Raw genomic sequence first — 17,056 nt, forward strand, 5'->3', positions numbered from 1 at the left:
CGATTGGGATAGCGTGACCTGTCGTTCATACATGCGTTCGAGGAGTTGCGACACGTGTCACGTTGGAAGAACATTGCCGTTCTGGCGGCTGCGACGGCCTCGGTGGTTGCGGCGACCGGCTGCGGACCGACTACGGCCTCGCCGGAGGAGTCGCCGCAGTCGGGTGTGCTGGAACTGCTCACCACCGACCTTCAGGGGTCATTTCAGGAGGCGGTGGAGCAGAGCGGCAAGATCGAGACTCTGCGGGCCAGAATGGTGGCTTCGGGTCCCGAGGATTTCGAGATGCAGCTGACGTTGGATCTGCGTGACCCCGTGAGCTACGAGGGCGTCATGGATATGGAGGGGGTTCCCACCGCGGTCCGTATGGTTGACTCCGCGATGTACATCGAGGTGCCCGAGGCGGAGCGCGAGAGCAACGACGGCAAGCGTTGGATGAAGATGGACCTCTCCTCCGCATTTGCCACGGGGATGGACCTTGAACAGCCAATCCAGAAGGTCGACCCGGTCGTACAGGTCAAGACACTGCTGGGTCTTGAGGAAGTCACCGTTGTCGGCGAGGAGACGGTGGACGGAACACCGACGGTCCACTACACCGTCACTGCCTCCACGGAGGAGCACCTAGCCATGCTGGAGGAGCAGGGCGAGATCGACTCCGCCGAGCTGGCGAACTCCCTGGACGAGATGGCCGAGTTCTCTGTCACGGAGATCAAGACCGATGTGTGGGTCGACGAGCAGTACTGGCCGCGTCGGGCACGCATGACCATGGGCGAGATCGTGATAACGATCGACTACACCGACTACAACGAGCCGGTGAACATCGAGGCCCCGCCGGCTGCGGAGACCAACGACTTCGATGCGCTCCTTGAGGGACTTAAGGAGCTCGGGGCTGGTAGCTGATCGGGAAATCTGATCGTCGTACTCTGCCCGGCCGGCTACCGGCCGGGCAGAGTCGTTGTGGGGCTGGATGGGGTGCGACGTACCCCTGACTCTCTCTCGGGGCGGCGGTTTGCGCCGGAGGGTCAGTGTCGCCGGTGCCCGGGCGGGCGGGGCCGGCAGCGCGAGGTGTGGTCCACCGCGAGCACGCACCGCCCACGTCCCTCCGGCAACAGCCGGTCGCAGAAGACCCAGTGGCGCACATCCTGTTGATCTTCGGCGGAGACGGTCACCCCGCCCGGCTCGACCCGGGCACTGAGTCGAATCAGCACGCGGGCAGCGGTCCGGGCCAGAATTCGGGCCCGCAGCAGGTCGGGAGCGGTGAGCGGGAGATGGATCACCCAGCGACTGGTCATCGGTAGTGGTGGCGGTCCGACTGGGCGCTCTGCCATTCCCGCAGGGCGCTTTTGATCCGCACGTTCTCTTCCTGTACCGCAAGTAGGGCGGTCTGTGCCCTGGTCAACTCGTCGGCGACCCGGTGCAGGAAGTTGCGGATCTCCACCGGGTCAAGCCCTCGTCGGCGGACCGGGAAGCACCGGTCCCGGATCTGCCCCGGCCGCAGCGGCAGCCGGGGGTGGGTCGGCGGAGCGGTTTTGTGGTGGCGGGTGACCCCGCTGTTCGGGCTGGGGCTTGGTCGGTGCGTGAGTCGGCGGATCAGGCTGCGCATGGTGGCCACCCTTCGTCGAGTCGCGGGTAGGTGGAGGGGCGCTCCGCCGGTTGCGGTCGGCGGAGCGCCCGCCCGGCCATCGCAGCCTCAATTGGCGGTACGACGGCCGGGCCGTGCCTGGGGGTGGCGCGGAGGTGCGGTCTCGGCGGCGATGCGAGACCAGTACGAGTGGCGCCAACCGACCGCAGCGGCACCGCATCACCGACAGCGACGCTACTGACACCTAGCACCTCTGTCAACGCTCTCTTATCTGTCGAACCTAGCGCACCAACTTTTTGATGCTTTTCTCCTAGCTCTTGCTGCTCTCTCAGCTGGTGATCAATACTGGAAGGGCCAACCGACTGCAAGGGGCATCCGTGCCGATACCACCAACCATGGACGAGTTGATCCGCGATCTGATGAAGCGGATCGAGGCGGGCGAGTTCCGCCCCGGCTCCCAGATACCGTCCACCCAGGAACTCGCTGACCACTACGACCTGTCGCTGTCGACGATTCACCGAGCGGTGGCGCGGCTACGGGCGCAGGGGGTGTTGGTGGGTCGTCCGGGACGCGGCGTCTTCGTCGCCGAGCCACCACATCGCTGACGGGGTGCCGCCCTTGACCGGGCAGCACCCCTACTGATTCGGGGTCCGTTGCTGGCTGCGGTCGGCTGAGGTGTCGCCCGTGTGATCCGCCGGCCGCCCTGCTACCTGCGGACGAAGGGCGCCCCCATGGCTGCTGGCACTGGGTTGGGCACCGAAGTGTCGAGCGCCTCGACCAACTCCTTGTGGGGTGCCAGCCGGCAACCTTGGATTACTGGCCTTTGGGGCGTTTCATGCTAAGAAAAGCTGGGGGAGCGGGGTAAAAAGGGCATCTGTCCTAGTTGTCTGCTCGGAGGTCAGGGGCGATGCAGGGGATCCGTCAGCGGGCCAGTTGTAGCGCTCGAGCGCGCGAGGTGGCTCGGGTCGGCACCGGATGGTTCTGCCTCGTCCTGGCTGTGACACTCCCACCGGCGATCGGTGTGTCGCCTGCAATCGCGCAGCACGGACTGGCAGCAACACCTGACGCGTCGGACACCATCCTCGCCTGGGGCGATAACAAAGACGGCGAGTTGGGCGACGGGACGACCATGGACAGCAGTACGCCGGTCGAGGTCAGTCTGCCGGCGGGCACCACCGTCACCGCCATCGCTGCCGGTGACGACCACAGCCTGGCGGTCACCTCTGCCGGCGCCGCCCTTGCCTGGGGCGGCAACCGCTTTGGCCAGCTTGGCGATGAGACCACCACGGACAGCACCACGCCGGTCGAGGTTAGTTTGCCGGCGGGCACCACCGTCACCGCCATCGCCGCCGGTGACGACCACAGCTTCGCGGTGACGTCCGCCGGCACCGCCCTTGCCTGGGGCGACAACAGCCAGGGTGAGTTGGGCGACGGGACTACCACCCGCAGCAGCACACCGGTCCCCGTTAGCCTGCCGGCGGGCACCACGGTCACCGCCATCGCCGGTGGCGTCGCCCATGGCCTGGCGTTGACGTCTGCCGGCACTGTCCTTGCCTGGGGCAGCAACTCTGATGGCCAGTTGGGGGACGGGACGACCACGGATAGTAGTACGCCGGTTGAGGTTAGTTTGCCGGCGGGCACCACCGTCACCGCCATCGGCGGTGGACGAGACCATAGTCTGGCGTTGACGTCTGCCGGCACTGTCCTTGCCTGGGGCAGCAACTCTGATGGCCAGTTGGGGGACGGGACGACCACGGATAGTAGTACGCCGGTTGAGGTTAGTTTGCCGGCGGGCACCACCGTCACCGCCATCGCCGCCAGCAGGTTCCACAGTCTGGCGGTCACCTCCGCCGGCGCCGCCCTTGGCTGGGGCAGCAACTCTGATGGCCGGTTGGGGGACGGGACGACCACGGACAGTAGTACGCCGGTCGAGGTCAGTCTGCCGGCGGGCACCACCGTCACCGCCACTACCGCCGGTGTCGCCCATAGCATGGCCCTAGTCGCACCACCAGTGGGCTCCACCCCACCACCACCGGACGCCACCGCACCGCCGCCGGACCTGCCCACCACCGGCGCCAGCCTGCCCATCACCCTTGCCGCCGCCGTCCTGCTGGTCCTCGCCGGTGCCGCCCTCATCCGCCTCGCCCACCAGCATCAACCGACCCACCGTCCACGCTGAGGCGATCCGAAGCGCCGGGCGCGGCGTCTTTGTCGCCGAGCCACCACATCGCTGACGGGGTGCCGCCCTTAGTGGGGCAGCACCCCGCGCTGCTGTGGTTGCTACGCCTCGGCCCAAACGGCCAGCTCGTTGCCGCTCGGGTCGGTGAAGTGGAACCGACGCCCGCCCGGGAAGTCGTACGGGCCGTTGACCACGGTGCCGCCGGCCTTGGTCACCGCCTGAATTGACTGTTCCAGCGCGGTCGAGAACAGCACGACCAGCGGGCCGCCCGCCCGCACCTGGGTGTCCTGCCGAAGCCCGCCCACCTCGGGTGCGGACTCACCGCGTGGGCTGCGGATGCCGGCGTATTCCGGCCCGTAGTCGGTGAACTGCCAGCCGAAGGCGTCGCCGTAAAACCGCTTCGCCTCCGTGAGGTCGGTGACGGCGAACTCAACGTAGTCGATGGCGTGCTGCCGGTGTGTCACAGATTCGGTCATGCACCAGATCGTGCCCGTTGGGTGTGACCAACTTTGCCGACGCGGCAGAGTGGGCCTAAAAGGGGACCTGTCCGGGCGCAGGTCGTAGATCAAACCAAAGAAGTAGCTGTTGTCGGGCACTCGAGCGGCGAGCGGACCCGATCCACGTACGCTGCCATGGTGCAGATTGACGTGGTTACCCTGCTTGTCGAGGAGTACGATCCGGCGATCGCGTTCTTCACCGCCGCACTCGGTTTCGAGCTCATCGAGGACTCGCCATCGCAGACCAACGATGGGCGACCCAAGCGGTGGGTGGTCGTCCGGTCCCCGGGTGCCCAGACGGGGGTTCTGCTCGCTCGCGCCGACGGAGAACACCAGCGTGCCGCTGTCGGTAACCAGGTAGCCGGTCGCGTCGGGTTCTTTCTCCGTGTCGACGACTTCGACGCCGCTTACCGGCGGATGACCGAGGCCGGTGTCACTTTCGTCCGGGAACCGCGGACCGAGCCCTATGGCCGAGTCGCGGTCTTTCTCGACATCGCCGGCAACCGGTGGGACCTCCTCGGCGCGACCTGACGTAGCCGTTGGACCTGGCTACCTGGCCCGGGTGATCGGTGCTAGGGCCCGGCCGGCGGCGGACCGACGAATAGCTGCCACATCGGGCGCGTACCGCCGCTCGCGCCTGGGTGATGCGCGGTGACGCAGCACCGAGTGCGACACCGCACGATGCCCGCGGTGGTTCACAGGTCCCGCGACCACGCCGCAAGGTGTGGCTCGGTAGTCGCCGATGAACAGCATGCCTCGGCGACTACCACGAATCATCTGAGTTAGTTGTCAGCGATGCGGATGAGGCCACCGACGGCACCGATGTATGCGGCGCCGTCGGGTCCGATGGAGATCGGGGCGTAGTGGTTGTTGACAAGTGGTCCGGCTCCGGCCAGCCTGCGCCATACCCGTTCACCGGACCGTACGTCGATCGCGGTGAAGTACCACGCGTCGGGATGTCCAAGTAGCTGGCCGCCGGGGCGGAATGTCAGTTCGTCGGCAGCGGGGTGGGTGTAGGTGTACAGCAGGCCGTTGGCCAGCGAGACTTTGCTGACCACACTGGGGATCCGCTCGGTCGTGTTGGACCAGTCGACGGAGCAGTTTCGGCCGGGGTAGTCGACGTCTATCCGGGTCAGACCCGGCACCGTGTCGGGCTGCCGGGCCCCGGCCAGCCCTTTGAGTAGCGCCTGTCCGTCGAACTGGTACCCGTAGTTATTCTCGACGATGATGTCACCGCCGACGGCGATGAGGCTGTTCTCGGTGGAGCTAGTGCCGGCGGGAAAGACCGGTTGGGCGCAGATTTCGGTCGGTCCGTTCGTGCCGCGGGCGAACACGAGTACTCGCATGGCCGGATCGGCATTGTCGGTGATGGCCACGTAGCCCCCATCTGGGCCAGACGCCGGGCCGATCAGGGTGGGGGTGGTACCGCTACTGTGGCTGAACTGGCCCGGCTTCTGTCGGCTCCCCCGGTCGTAGGGGGCGCGCCAGGTGACCTCGGGCCGGCCGCTTGGAGTGGCGTCGAACCGGTAGAGCGCGTGGTCGCTGACGACAAAGACTCCGCCGGACTCGTCCACGGCGATGCTGTTGGTGACCTGCTCGCCGTTGAATTTGCGCGTTTCGATGCGCCCGTTGGTCATGTCGAGGGTGCCGACGGTTCCGTCCTTGGCGGCGAACCAGAGCAGTCCCGACCAGTCTGGCAGGGCCGACACGATGCCGCTGGTGCCGATGGCGGGGGTGAGGTCGTAGCTGCGTTGGGGTACGAGGCGGTCGCCCTGGACGGCGACGACCAGGATCTCGCCGGTGTTGGTGGGGATGATCGCCTGGTCGTGGTTGTCGAGGTAGAAGTACGCGCCGCCGACGGCGTCGGTGGGGCTGGAACTGGAGGCGCCAGGCAGGCTCAGGGTGGTGATCGCGTCAAGGGTGTCCGGATCCAGGAGAAGCAGCCGAGGCGCCTGGCCCGGGGTGATGCAGACCGTGACGATCCGGCCCTTGGAGTCGAAGGTGACCGAAGCGCATACTCCACCCTGCAACCGTCTGCTCACTGTCAGGTCGCGTCCGGACGGGCCGGGATTCTGGTGTGTGTCGGTCTGGTAGGCGTCGCCATGCATGTTGCTGGTGCCGTTGGCGGCCATGAAGGGATGTTGCGGCACCTCCGCGTTGTCGATCGGGTTGGCTGTGGCCGGCTGACCCGTGAACGGCCGTAGTCCGATGCCGCGGGGATCGACGGGGATGGGCAGGGTGTGCCCAGCCGTGCTGTCGATTGCGGTCGTACTGGGTAGAGCCAGGCCGATTACCGTCATGACGGAGACCAGGGCGAGACCTTGCTTGCGCATGTTCATGGTCCTGACTGTCGACGGATATCGATAAATGCTGAAGTGTAGAGGTGCGTCGGTTGCGTCGGCAATGGGTGTAGGACCCCATGGCGGAGCCGATGGCCTGGTTCGTCAACCGGTCGCTTGATCGCGGATGGCCGCTAGTTAGAACCGTCCCGGTAGCTACGTCGAGTGCCGGTGGTTCTTGCTCCAGGGCGGCTGGGAATCCTGCCTGTCATCCATAATGGACAGATGGCGAGCCCGTGCGGCTCGAGGTGCCGCCGGCAGCGGAGGATTCCGACATGGACAAGGCCCTAAAGGGCGTTGAGGGTTCTCACGGAGTCGTCGCGGCCCTGCCCGGGTGCGACGGGCGGTCGAACCCCTGACCGGAGTCGCCCCGGGCCGCGCGGGTCAGTCGACCGAGGGCAGCGACGGGCCGAGGACGTCATCGGCGTCCACGATCGTGTAGGCGTACCCCTGCTCGGCGAGGAAGCGTTGCCGGTGGGCGGCGTACTCGGTGTCGATCGTGTCCCGAGACACCACCGTGTAGAAGTGCGCCTGCCGGCCGTCGGCCTTTGGCCGGAGCACTCGACCGAGCCGCTGCGCCTCCTCCTGCCGAGAGCCGAACGTGCCCGACACCTGGACCGCCACCGCCGCCTCCGGCAGATCGATCGAGAAGTTACCCACCTTCGAGATCACCAGGGTCCGCAGCTCACCGGAGCGGAACGCGTCGAAGAGCCGCTCCCGCTCCCGGTTCGTGGTTGACCCCTGCACGATCGGCGCGTCCAGATATTCACCCAGTTGGTGCAGCTGGTCGATGTACCCGCCAATCACCAGTGTCTGCTCGTCCGGGTGCCGGTCGAGCAGCGCCTTCACCACCGGCAGTTTGGTCCGGGTCGTCGCCGCCATCCGATAGCGCTCCTCGGCCTCCGCCGTCGCGTACGCCATTCGCTCGGCCTCGGTGAGGGTCACCCGTACCTCGGTGCACTTGGCCGGGGCGATCCAGCCCTGCTGTTCGATGTCCTTCCACGGGGCGTCGTACCGTTTCGGACCGATCAGGCTGAAAACGTCCCCCTCCCGCCCGTCCTCGCGAACCAGGGTGGCGGTCAGTCCCAGCCGGCGACGGGCCTGAAGGTCGGCGGTGAACCGGAAGATCGGTGCGGGAAGCAGGTGGACCTCGTCGTAGACGACCAGACCCCAGTCGCGTGCCCCGAACAGGTCCAGGTGGGTGAACGCGCCGCCGCGCCGGGAGGTCAACACCTGGTACGTGGCGATGGTGACCGGACGGATCTCCTTGCGCTCACCCGAGTACTCGCCGATCTCTGCCTCGGTCAGCGAAGTGCGGGCCACCAGCTCCCGTTTCCACTGCCGCCCCGCCACCGTGTTCGTCACCAGGATCAGCGTGGTCGCCTTCGCCTCCGCCATCGCCGCCGCCCCAACCAGGGTCTTCCCCGCGCCGCAGGGCAGCACCACCACGCCCGACCCGCCGGCCCAGAATGCCTCCACCGCCTCCCGCTGGTAGGAGCGCAGCGTCCACGGCTTCGCACCGTCGGTCCCGGCCTCGGCCAGCTCGATCGGGTGGGCCTCACCGTTGACGTACCCGGCCAGATCCTCGGCGGGCCAGCCGAGCTTGAGGAGCGCCTGCTTGAGTCGCCCGCGCTCGGATGGGTGCACCACGATGGTGTCCTCGTCGAGTTTCGGGCCGAGCATCCCGGCGAGCTTCTTGCTCTTGGCGACCTCGACCAGCACCACCCGGTCGATGGCCCGCAGCACCAGGCCGTGCACCGGGTCGTTGATCAGTTGCAGCCGGCCATACCGGTCCATCGTCTCGGCCACGTCAACGAGCAGGGCGTGCGGCACCGGATAGCGGCTGTACGTGATCAGCGCGTTGACCACGCCCTCGGCGTCGTGCCCGGCGGCCCGGGCATTCCACAGCCCCAGCGGGGTCAGCCGGTACGTGTGCACATGCTCCGGTGAGCGTTCCAACTCGGCGAATGGTGCGATCGCCAGCCGGCATGCCTGCGCATCGGGGTGTTCGATCTCCAACAGCAGGGTCTTGTCCGACTGCACGATCAGGGGTCCACCACTCACGGAAGCGCCTCTCTTGATCTCCGGATGCCGGCCGTCGCGCCGGGCAACAGGGCCGGGAGACGACCATCCAGTGTTGCACGGGCCGCAGCGGATGTTGGAATTTGCGCGCGCCATGCAACCTGGCGGGGCACTGGTACGTCTTGCAGAGTGACAACCAATGCGGGTGAGTTTCACGTTCCTGCTTCCGGGTCGCCTTCCGGACCTTGCCCGCATGGTCGTCACGCTGGTCGGCGCCGGTGCGTACGCGTTCGATCCGCGGCCGAGAGCGGCGGGGGCGGAGGGCCCGCGTCGATCGGGGCGGCGGAGCCGCCAACGGGGGCGGGCGCAGCGCCCGGGCCGGACCGGCCGGTCGTGGTGCTGGCCCAGAGCCATTGTGGGTGTCACCCTGGATCCTCGAGTTCGTCAAGGGCGGGGAGGACGAAATGACCGTCAACCAGGACGTGATGACCGAGACGCCGCGGAGGTCCGCTCCGCCCGTCTCCGCCGGCACCATGGTCGCCTACGTGGCCGGCGGGGTACTCCTGTTTGGTTGGTTCCTGTTTGGTCTGCTGGTGCAGCGGCAGGGCCTCGTGGACTCGGTCGGCGAGACCGCTGGTACGGCGTTTGGTCTGCTGCTGGTGGTTGCGGTGGTCGGCACGTTCCGCCGCGACCGACGCTGACCCGTTGGTTCCCTCCCGCCGCGACCGACGCTGAGCTGTTCAGGCGTTTAGTCCGCCAGCACCGCTGCCGCCACCCGGTGTAGGGCGAAGGTGTGCAGCATTTCGGTTCGCTCGTCCTCCGCCCGTAGGTAACCCGCCCCGATCGACACTGGCCGGACCAACCGGGAGGCGGTCGCCCCGTGCGCGTCGACATAACCCACCCAGACCAGCGCCTTGTCCCGGACCGCCTGCTGAAGCACAGCCAGCGCGTCGGTGTGGCGGTGCGCGGCCCCGGCTCCTTCCTGGCCGCGGAGCAGCGCCGGTGCCTGCCGGGCGGCCCGGGCGGCGGCATCGCCCCGCCGGATCTGCTCGACCATGCCGAGGAGCCGGGGCATCGGGAGCCTCGGGGCGGCGAGCGGGTCAACGATCCGGGCGGTGCCGGGCGAGCGCGCCGGCGCCCGGCGGGTCCTGGGTCGAGTGAGTACCGCCGCACCGGTGGCGTCCTCGGGTACTGGTGCATAGCCGGCCTCGCGCAGGGTGTTGAGCATGCGGTTGACCGGGCACGGAGTGACGAGCACGGTCGGCGCGAGTCGGCGGAGCGCCAGCACCTCCAACCGACGGTCGGCGAGTACCTCGCCGAGTAGCGCCTCGTCGTCGCTGCGCAGGTACGCCCCGGTGGCGCCGACCCGCAGACCGCCGTGCCGGCGGGCGACGTCGTCAACCAGGTAGGTGAGCCCCTGCGGCACCGGGGTCCGCGAGCGCCGGGTGAACAACGCGTGTAGGTCAGCTGCCGAGTAGCCGGCGTCCAGTGCCCGCCGGACGCTTGCCAAGGTAACCCGGTGCACGCTGGCACCGCCGGCTGACTCGTGCTCGGCCACCACGTCCAGCTCGGCGGCGAGCGTCGGGTCAGCCGGTCCGGGTACGACAACGGTCAGATCGGCCTGCACCAGGAAGTGGTCAACCGGGGCGGGGAGCAGCCCGTCCAGTGCTCGTACCGCCGTTGACGGCTCGCCATCGGCGTGCAGGCCCAGCGGGTCGTCGGCGCTCCGCTGCTCGCTGGAGGTGGCGTCGGCGAGCAGCAGCCGCCCGTACGAGGTGAGCGCCCCGAGCCCGGTCACGCCCAGCATGGCCGCCTCGGTCAGCACCTCCCGGTGTGCCGCCTCCCGTCCCCGACTGCGCCGGGGGGATCGCCAGTCCAGCAGCTCCAACACCTCGTCCGGGGTGGGTGCGGTCGCCGGCTCCAGGTCGGCGAGGACACTGAGCGCCGCCTGCCGACCAATCGGCGCTCCAGCGCGTTCTGCCTCGGGGGAGAGCACCGTGATCGGGCGATCCCGGTCGTCGCGTTGGCCGACCAGCCCGGGTTGTCGGGTCATCGTCAGCCACGCTCGGGCCAACTGCTCCCACCGCTGCGCCAGCGAACCGGCTCGCCAGGCCTCGTACCCGGCGCTCGGCAGCACCTGCTGCTCGGTGCCGGAGCGGGGCGCTGCCGCCCCGGGCGCCTCCAGCTCCCCGGTCAGCCCGGCGGCGTGGGATGCCTCCAGCAGCAGTGCGGCTGTCGTTTCGTCCAGGCCGAGGGCGCGGGCCAGTCGGCGCAGGTCGCGGACGCCCAGGCCACCGGAGCGAAGCACCGAGGCCGGCTCCGCGGCGAGCTGTTCCAGCAGCGCCTCGGCCTGGCGGACCACCTCCATGGCCTGGCCCGCCCCGGCCATGGAGGTGGTCCGCTTTCGGTTCCCGGGGTGGGGCCGAGACCAGTGGTGGGTCGGTGGGCATGGGGCCGAGCGAGCCGGTGTCCCGGCGGAGCAGGAGCCCCACCTCCCGGGGCAGCTCGACAGTCCCGGGCCGGCCGCCCCCACCGGTGGTGACCGAAACCAGAAGGCGGTGGTCAACCAGCCAGCGCACCGGTGAGCCGGTGGGTGCGCCGCCGTTCGTGGGGTCCGGTGGCAGTGCATCCTCGGCGCCCAGGGGCGGGGCCTGCAACGCCCCCGGTGGCACGCTGCCGACCGGCGGACCGGCGGCGAGTCGATCCAGGATGGCCCGGGCCGACGGCGGCGCCGAGAGCAGGGTTCGCCGCAGCTTCGCCGGGTCGGCGCAGAGGGCCGCCGCCCGCGAGTCCAGCTCCGCTGCCGGCCGACCCAGCCCTGCGGGGTACGGGGAGACTTCGTCGATGCCGCCGATCACGTGTAGGCGTTCGTCGGGCCCGTACAGCAGCAGGCGTGATCGGAGCAGCCGCACCGCGTCGCGGACGGCGGCCGGTTCCGGGGGGCGCGTGTTGGCGGCCGCCATGGCGAGTATCACGTCGAGGCTGGTTGTGTCGGCCGTTGCGTCGCGGGTGAGCCGGGCGGCGTCGAGGACCTGAAGCGTGAACCGGTCCAGGCTGTCCAGAGCACGGGCCACCGATACCCGGGACTGGGCGCGGATGGCGAGCGCGGCGAGGTCGGTGGGTACCGGCACGACGAGGTCCGGCCGCTGCTGGAGCAGGGCCGCGAGCGACTGGTCGGGCAGCGCACGCAGGTGGTCGGCGAGTGAGGTGGTCATCGTCTTTCCACGCTAGCCCGACGGGTGCCCGCTCCGCCCCTCGGTCGGCCAGTCGCCCCGACTACACCGGTATCGCCGTACCCCGTAGCAGCCGCGGCCGGGGTGGCGCCGGTGCGGGATGATCTCACTAGATTCCCAGCGGCGCCCGACGCCGTGGTCCGGTTAGCCTTAGAGCAGTAGATGTCGTGAGCGAAGCAGAGGTTTACAAGTGCCGACGGGTCGAGTGAAGTGGTACGACGCGACCAAGGGATACGGGTTCGTCACCAGTGACGAGGGCGGCGACGTGTTCCTGCCCAAAGCCGCGCTTCCGGCGGGTGTCACCGACCTCAAGGGTGGGCAGCGGGTCGACTTTAGCGTGGTCGACAGCCGCCGGGGCGTCCAGGCGATGGGGGTCAAGCTGTTGGAGGCCCCACCATCGGTGGCGGAGCTGCGTCGTCGCCCTGCGGAGGAGTTGCACGGCCTCGTCGAGGACATGATCAAGGTTCTGGAGGCGAAGGTGCAGCCGAACCTACGCCGAGGCCGGTTCCCGGACCGGAAGACCGCGCAGAAGATCGCTCAGCTGGTCCACGCGGTCGCCCGTGAGTTGGAGGTCTGAGGCACCAGGCCAGCGTCGGCGGCCCGGTTCAGCAGCGCGTTAACGGCGGCGTACCCGGCTGCACCCAGGTCGGCGGTGAACTCGTTCACATAGAGGTCGATGTGCCGCTCGACCACGTCGGGCTCCATCTCCTGCGCGTGCGTCAGCACGTAGTCGCGGCTGGCTGCCGGGTCTGCCCAGGCGCGGCGGGCCGACTCCCGGATCCACCCGGCGGCGGCCTCGGGGTCCACACTGCCCCGGCGAGCGAGAATCGCGCCGAGCGGGATCGGGAGGCCGGTGTCGGCCTCCCACCATTCGCCCAGGTCGACCAGGGCGGTCAGCCCGTGCCGGGGGTAGGTGAACCGCGCCTCGTGGATCACCAGGCCGGCGTCGTACCGGCCGGCGGCGACTCCCGGCATGATCTCGTGAAACGGCACCACCTCGATACGGGCGGGTGGCCGCCCGGCCGACCAGAGCCGGAAGAGCAGGTAGGCCGTGGTCCGGTCACCGGGTACCGCAACCGTGGCTCCGGAGAGGTCGGCCCGGTCCGGGACTCCGTTCAACCGGTCGCCCGAGCCCCCGGATGACGCGGCAGGGGCGAGCATCGGGTCGGGTCGGGTCAACACCAGGGGTCCGCAACCCCGGCCGAGTGCCCCACCGCAGGGCAGGAGGTGGTAGTCCTCGAGCAGCCACGGCAGCGCCGCGTAGCTCACCTTCACCAGGTCGAACGCGCCTTGCTCGGCGGCTGTGTTGGTCACGTCCACGTCGGCGTAGGTCACTGTGACCGCAGGGGCGCCGGGGACCTGCCCGTGCACCAGCGCGTGGAAGACGAACGTGTCGTTGGGGCAGGGCGAGATCGCCAGCGAGAGCGTCACGCACCTACGGTAGCCCCGCGGTATCGCCGCTCCTGGCCGGCCTTGTGGCAGCGGCCGGGATCCGGCATTGTTCGGTGGCCAAGATCTCTGCATCCCGCCCGCCGGAGGTGCCAACTGCCCACCTCGTACCTGCTCTGGCTCGCCGGGATCCTCGCCTCGCTGCTGGGTAACTCGCTCTTCTACTTCGCCCTCGGTTGGCAGGCGAGTGCGCATGGTGGCGCCATCGCCGGTCTTGTTCTCACCTCGGTCAATCGATAGACGTTCGAGTGGTGCTGCCCAAGCCACGTTCACGGAGTTCCCGCCTCCGGCGTGGCCTCGTGTCCCGGCAATCCGTGGGTGCGGCGCCGCTGCTTCATCTCCGCCTCATAGATATGCCGCCGCCCGCCGGCCAGGCGCTCCCGTGCCTCCCGCTCGACTTCCTGGAACGTGGCGAAGTAGCCGTCGTCGAACTCCTCCACGACCTGGAATGTCCATCGCCCGGGTAGCACATTGCGGCCCAGCAGTTCGTGCTCGACCCGGTCGGCCATGCCGTCGTGCCCGGCCTCGCGGAGCAGCCGTACCACCCGATCCAGGGTGAGATCCGCTCCACCGATGAGCTGGTGTGCCGAGTACAGGTGACCACGTGCCCGGTGGACTGTCTCCAACGCCTCGCTCAGCTCGCCCAGTGCTTCGACGGTGGCGTCATCGATCCCTTCCGGCCGGGAGTGTTCCGCGTCCACTGACCGCTTCTGATCTGGCATGGCGGCTGACGTACCCCGGAATCGTCGGGCTGCACCTGAGGGTGCCCGCCGCCAATCAATGCGCCGCACTCCCGCCGCTGTGCCTTGTCAACGGCCGGTGACGGTGAAGATCGGTTTCATCCCGTGATGTCCGGATGAGTCCGTTCGGCCGGGCCTCCCGCTTGGCTGCGGTAGTGGTCCCGGCGGCTTTGCCGGGCGATTTACGTGTGGCACCATCGTGGCACCGGCAACCACCTCCGGTCCCCTCGACAGGAGTTCACCTATGTCTAAATCGACGTACCGCTGGCGTGGTGCCATCCTCGCGTTCGCGGTTGTGGCTGCGTTCGTGGGTGGCCTGCTCGCTTTGGAGTCGAGCGCCTGGCTTGCTGACTATCAGTGGACTGCGCCGGCTCTGGAAGCAGGCGTATCGATACTTCGGTAGCTTCCGCGCCACTGACCAGGGGGCGGTATGTCAGGCAGTTCACCGCCGGTGCGTAGGACCACCGAGCAGGTCTGGCTGATCACCGCCCCACTGGCGATGGTCGCGGTGCTCTGTACCGTCTTCCTGGCTCTCGCGACCGAGTCGTCGCCTGTCAACTTAACCGTCACCACAGCCCTGTTTGTCGCGACGGTCGCGGCGAGCACGCAGGTCCTACAGATCGTCGTCCGCCGCCAGGCGCTCGAGGTGGTCGCCACCGAGATTCCACTCGTGCTGGCCTTCTACTACCTGCCGCCGTTGACGGTGGTGGCGCTCATGGTGTTGTCCGCACTCGTCCAGTACCTCTGGCGTCGGCTCGGCGTGGTGAAGGTCGGGTTCAACCTGGCCCGCACCGGCGCGGCCGCCTCGCTCGGCGGTGTCGTCCTGGTCGGACTCTCCGGTGTGGATGGAACCGGCCCGCGGACTTGGGTGGTCCTATTCGCCGCGGTGACGGTGAACTCGGTGGTTTCGCTGATCGCGGTCAGTGCCGTCGTGAGCTTGTTGCACGGCTGGCAGGTCGGCTGGGAACTGTTCCGCAGGTCGCCGGCGACGCAGATAGTTAACTCGATCAACGTGGTGATCGGCCTGATCCTGCTGCTGGCGTTGGAATCGACCGGGTGGTCGATACTGTTGATCGCCGTGCTGGCCGTCGCGATGGTGGTGGTCTACCGCTCGTACGCGCAGTTCCTCCGGCAGCATCGCATGCTGAGCAGCATGTACGAGCTGACCCGGGCGATGACCGAGGGCGGCCGGGAGGGCGCCATCGCGGACGTGCTGCTGGGCCGGATCCGGGCGCTGATGCAGGCCGAGTACGCGACCCTGTGGCTTCCCGCACTGGGGCGCTTTCCCGAGATGTTGCTCAGCGCCCGGGTGGACGACCGGGGCCTGCTCGATGTCGCGCCGACCCCTGCTGGCCTGCGGGAGCAGGTCCGGGAGTCCGGTGAGACACTCGCCGCCGGGCGGGCTCTTCCGAAACTTCCCGATCTCCCGCAGGATTTGGCCGGGCACGGGGTGAAGGACGTGATCGTGGTCCCGTTACGGTCGGGGCAGGCGGTCATCGGCACGCTGGAGGTTGTCAACCGGCTCAGCGACGGCGGCCATTTCACCCTGGACGACATCCCCGTCTTCGAGACCGTCGCCGCGCATACCGCGGTCGCACTCGAGAATTCGCGGCTGGTTGACCGGCTGCGGCACGATGCCGACCACGACACGCTCACCAAGCTGCCCAACCGGCGGCGGGTCACCGCGGCGCTCGACGAGGCGGTGAAGATCCGGGCGCCGGGTGAGGTGGTGGCACTGTTGCTGTTCGACGTTGACAGATTGCGGGAGGTCAACGAGTCCCTCGGGCACGCCGCTGGGGACCAGGTCCTGGTCGAGGTCGCCGAGCGGCTTCGCTCGTGTGCGCCGTCGTCCGCGTTGGTGGGGCGGGTCGGCAGTGACGAGTTCCTCGTGACTCTCCGCCTGGAGGGGGCGACTGCGGCCTTGGAGCTGGCGGCACGACTGCGGGAGCAGAGCCGTGCCGTGATGACCTTCGACGGGCTCACCCTTGACGTGGATACGGCGGTGGGCGTCGCTGTTCACCCGGACCACGGCAGCGGCTCCACGTTGCTGCTGCAACGGGTCGACCTGGCGGTGACGGCGGCCAAATCCGCTCCCGGGAGCGTTCAGCTGTTCAACCCCGCGCTGGAGTCTCGGTCGCGGCGGCGACTCGGTCTCGCCGGTGACCTGCGCCGGGCCCTGGACAACGGCGAATTGGAGGTGCACTTCCAACCGAAGGTCAGTCTGCGGGACCGGCGATTGGTGGGCGTCGAGTGCCTGGCCCGCTGGGAGGACCGGGCCCACGGGTCGGTCTCGCCGGAGGATTTCGTGACGGTTGCGGAGCATACCGGGCAATTGGGGAGGCTCACCGAGTTCGTGCTCCGGGAGGGGCTACGGCGCAGCCATGACTGGGCACACGGAGGTCACCCGCTCTCGGTCGCGGTAAACCTCGCCCCGCGTACGTTGACCGACCAGCACTTTCCGGAACGGGTGCGGGAACTGCTCGAGGAGTACGGGGTGCCGCCGCAGCGGCTCACGTTGGAGATCCGGGAGTCCGGGGTGCTGGACGGCACCGATCGCCCCATTTCGGCCCTGCGGTGCCTGCGTGATCTGGGAGTCCGCCTGTCGGTGGATGACTTCGGTACGGGTGACTCGTCGCTTGCGCGCCTGCGCCGGCTTCCCGTACACGAGGTGAAGGTCGACCATCGGTTCGTGCAGGGGATGGCGACCGACCCCGGGGATCTGGCCATCGTCAACGCGGTGGTCACGCTCTCCCAGCAGTTCGGCCTCGCCGTGGTGGCCGAGGGGGTGGAGAGCGAGTTGACCCTGGAACTCCTTCAGGACATCGGGTGTGAGTACGGGCAGGGATTCCTGTTCAGCCGTCCATTGCCCTATGAGCGGCTGGAGGCGTGGTTCGGCGCTCAGGCGGAGTCGGGGGCGCTGGCGACAGGGGAGCCGGCACGACTTCGGGTCGTGCCATGAGCTGGGCCCATTGGCCACCGGGGGATCCGATTTCAGCTCCGCAATCCCGCCGTGTAGGC

General features: G+C 68.6%; 14 protein-coding genes and 2 pseudogenes. 8 read left to right on the forward strand and 8 right to left on the reverse strand.

Annotated elements, in window-relative coordinates; all coding sequences use genetic code 11:
* Positions 1-54 precede the first annotated feature (54 nt).
* Entirely contained in the window at positions 55-897 is an 843-nt protein-coding gene (locus B116_RS0112555; protein ID WP_027660299.1) for a hypothetical protein, read from the forward strand.
* A 122-nt stretch (positions 898-1,019) separates the two neighbouring features.
* On the opposite strand, the gene B116_RS0112560 is transcribed toward B116_RS0112555, so the two are convergent.
* On the reverse strand, positions 1,020-1,289 hold the full coding sequence (locus B116_RS0112560) for a hypothetical protein (RefSeq protein ID WP_018720701.1): 270 nt from the start codon (positions 1,287-1,289) through the stop codon (positions 1,020-1,022).
* Positions 1,286-1,609, reverse strand: a complete 324-nt coding sequence (locus B116_RS0112565; protein WP_027660300.1) for a DivIVA domain-containing protein — start codon at positions 1,607-1,609, stop codon at positions 1,286-1,288. The genes B116_RS0112560 and B116_RS0112565 overlap by 4 nt, the downstream gene beginning before the upstream one ends.
* A gap of 347 nt (positions 1,610-1,956) precedes the next feature.
* Between B116_RS0112565 and B116_RS0112570 the strand changes: the two genes are divergently transcribed.
* Complete coding sequence (locus tag B116_RS0112570) at positions 1,957-2,184, forward strand: winged helix-turn-helix domain-containing protein (protein WP_027660301.1); 228 nt, start codon at positions 1,957-1,959, stop codon at positions 2,182-2,184.
* Between the two features lie 302 nt (positions 2,185-2,486).
* A complete protein-coding gene (locus B116_RS0112575; protein ID WP_050591866.1) occupies positions 2,487-3,758 on the forward strand; it encodes an RCC1 domain-containing protein in 1,272 nt (423 codons plus the stop codon).
* A gap of 101 nt (positions 3,759-3,859) precedes the next feature.
* On the opposite strand, the gene B116_RS0112580 is transcribed toward B116_RS0112575, so the two are convergent.
* The gene (locus tag B116_RS0112580) at positions 3,860-4,234 is read right to left on the reverse strand and encodes a VOC family protein (protein ID WP_018720697.1); all 375 of its coding nucleotides are present in this window, start codon (positions 4,232-4,234) and stop codon (positions 3,860-3,862) included.
* Between the two features lie 159 nt (positions 4,235-4,393).
* Here B116_RS0112580 and B116_RS0112585 point away from each other — a divergent pair, with 159 nt between their 5' ends.
* Complete coding sequence (locus tag B116_RS0112585) at positions 4,394-4,786, forward strand: VOC family protein (protein ID WP_026321427.1); 393 nt, start codon at positions 4,394-4,396, stop codon at positions 4,784-4,786.
* A 251-nt stretch (positions 4,787-5,037) separates the two neighbouring features.
* Here B116_RS0112585 and B116_RS0112590 read toward each other — a convergent pair whose 3' ends face one another.
* On the reverse strand, positions 5,038-6,588 hold the full coding sequence (locus B116_RS0112590) for a hypothetical protein (protein WP_027660303.1): 1,551 nt from the start codon (positions 6,586-6,588) through the stop codon (positions 5,038-5,040).
* Between the two features lie 390 nt (positions 6,589-6,978).
* Positions 6,979-8,658, reverse strand: a complete 1,680-nt coding sequence (locus B116_RS0112595) for a DNA repair helicase XPB (RefSeq protein ID WP_027660304.1) — start codon at positions 8,656-8,658, stop codon at positions 6,979-6,981.
* 422 nt (positions 8,659-9,080) lie between these two features.
* Here B116_RS0112595 and B116_RS0112605 point away from each other — a divergent pair, with 422 nt between their 5' ends.
* Positions 9,081-9,317, forward strand: coding sequence for a hypothetical protein (locus tag B116_RS0112605; protein ID WP_026321433.1), 237 nt, complete (start codon positions 9,081-9,083; stop codon positions 9,315-9,317).
* 47 nt (positions 9,318-9,364) lie between these two features.
* On the opposite strand, the pseudogene B116_RS25070 reads toward B116_RS0112605, so the two are convergent.
* Positions 9,365-11,831 (reverse strand): annotated as a pseudogene (locus B116_RS25070) (helicase-associated domain-containing protein).
* 208 nt (positions 11,832-12,039) lie between these two features.
* On the opposite strand from B116_RS25070, the gene B116_RS0112615 reads away from it, so the two are divergent.
* Positions 12,040-12,426, forward strand: a complete 387-nt coding sequence (locus B116_RS0112615) for a cold-shock protein (RefSeq protein WP_026321425.1) — start codon at positions 12,040-12,042, stop codon at positions 12,424-12,426.
* Here B116_RS0112615 and B116_RS0112620 read toward each other — a convergent pair.
* Positions 12,387-13,280, reverse strand: coding sequence for a 1,4-dihydroxy-6-naphthoate synthase (locus B116_RS0112620; protein WP_027660305.1), 894 nt, complete (start codon positions 13,278-13,280; stop codon positions 12,387-12,389). The genes B116_RS0112615 and B116_RS0112620 overlap by 40 nt on opposite strands.
* Before the next feature lie 87 nt (positions 13,281-13,367).
* Between B116_RS0112620 and B116_RS26635 the strand changes: the two are divergent.
* A pseudogene (locus tag B116_RS26635) lies at positions 13,368-13,529 on the forward strand (MFS transporter); the annotation flags it as partial.
* Between the two features lie 38 nt (positions 13,530-13,567).
* On the opposite strand, the gene B116_RS0112625 reads toward B116_RS26635, so the two are convergent.
* Positions 13,568-14,020 carry a hypothetical protein gene (locus B116_RS0112625; protein WP_033667610.1) on the reverse strand — a complete coding sequence of 151 codons (453 nt, stop codon included), beginning with the start codon at positions 14,018-14,020 and terminating at the stop codon, positions 13,568-13,570.
* A 448-nt stretch (positions 14,021-14,468) separates the two neighbouring features.
* Here B116_RS0112625 and B116_RS0112630 point away from each other — a divergent pair, with 448 nt between their 5' ends.
* Positions 14,469-16,997, forward strand: a complete 2,529-nt coding sequence (locus B116_RS0112630; RefSeq protein WP_027660307.1) for a putative bifunctional diguanylate cyclase/phosphodiesterase — start codon at positions 14,469-14,471, stop codon at positions 16,995-16,997.
* Positions 16,998-17,056 lie beyond the last annotated feature (59 nt).

The organism is Salinispora fenicalii, assembly GCF_000514815.1.
GTDB classification, from domain to species: domain Bacteria; phylum Actinomycetota; class Actinomycetes; order Mycobacteriales; family Micromonosporaceae; genus Micromonospora; species Micromonospora fenicalii.

Excerpts from the sequence above, each read along its gene's own strand:
- B116_RS0112590 (WP_027660303.1), bottom strand. The coding sequence starts at position 6,588 with ATGCGCAAGCAAGGTCTCGCCCTGGTCTCCGTCATGACGGTAATCGGC.
- B116_RS0112575 (WP_050591866.1), top strand. The coding sequence starts at position 2,487 with ATGCAGGGGATCCGTCAGCGGGCCAGTTGTAGCGCTCGAGCGCGCGAG.
- B116_RS0112580 (WP_018720697.1), bottom strand. The coding sequence starts at position 4,234 with ATGACCGAATCTGTGACACACCGGCAGCACGCCATCGACTACGTTGAG.
- B116_RS0112625 (WP_033667610.1), bottom strand. The coding sequence starts at position 14,020 with ATGCCAGATCAGAAGCGGTCAGTGGACGCGGAACACTCCCGGCCGGAA.
- B116_RS0112630 (WP_027660307.1), top strand. The coding sequence starts at position 14,469 with ATGTCAGGCAGTTCACCGCCGGTGCGTAGGACCACCGAGCAGGTCTGG.
- B116_RS0112560 (WP_018720701.1), bottom strand. The coding sequence starts at position 1,289 with ATGACCAGTCGCTGGGTGATCCATCTCCCGCTCACCGCTCCCGACCTG.
- B116_RS0112605 (WP_026321433.1), top strand. The coding sequence starts at position 9,081 with ATGACCGTCAACCAGGACGTGATGACCGAGACGCCGCGGAGGTCCGCT.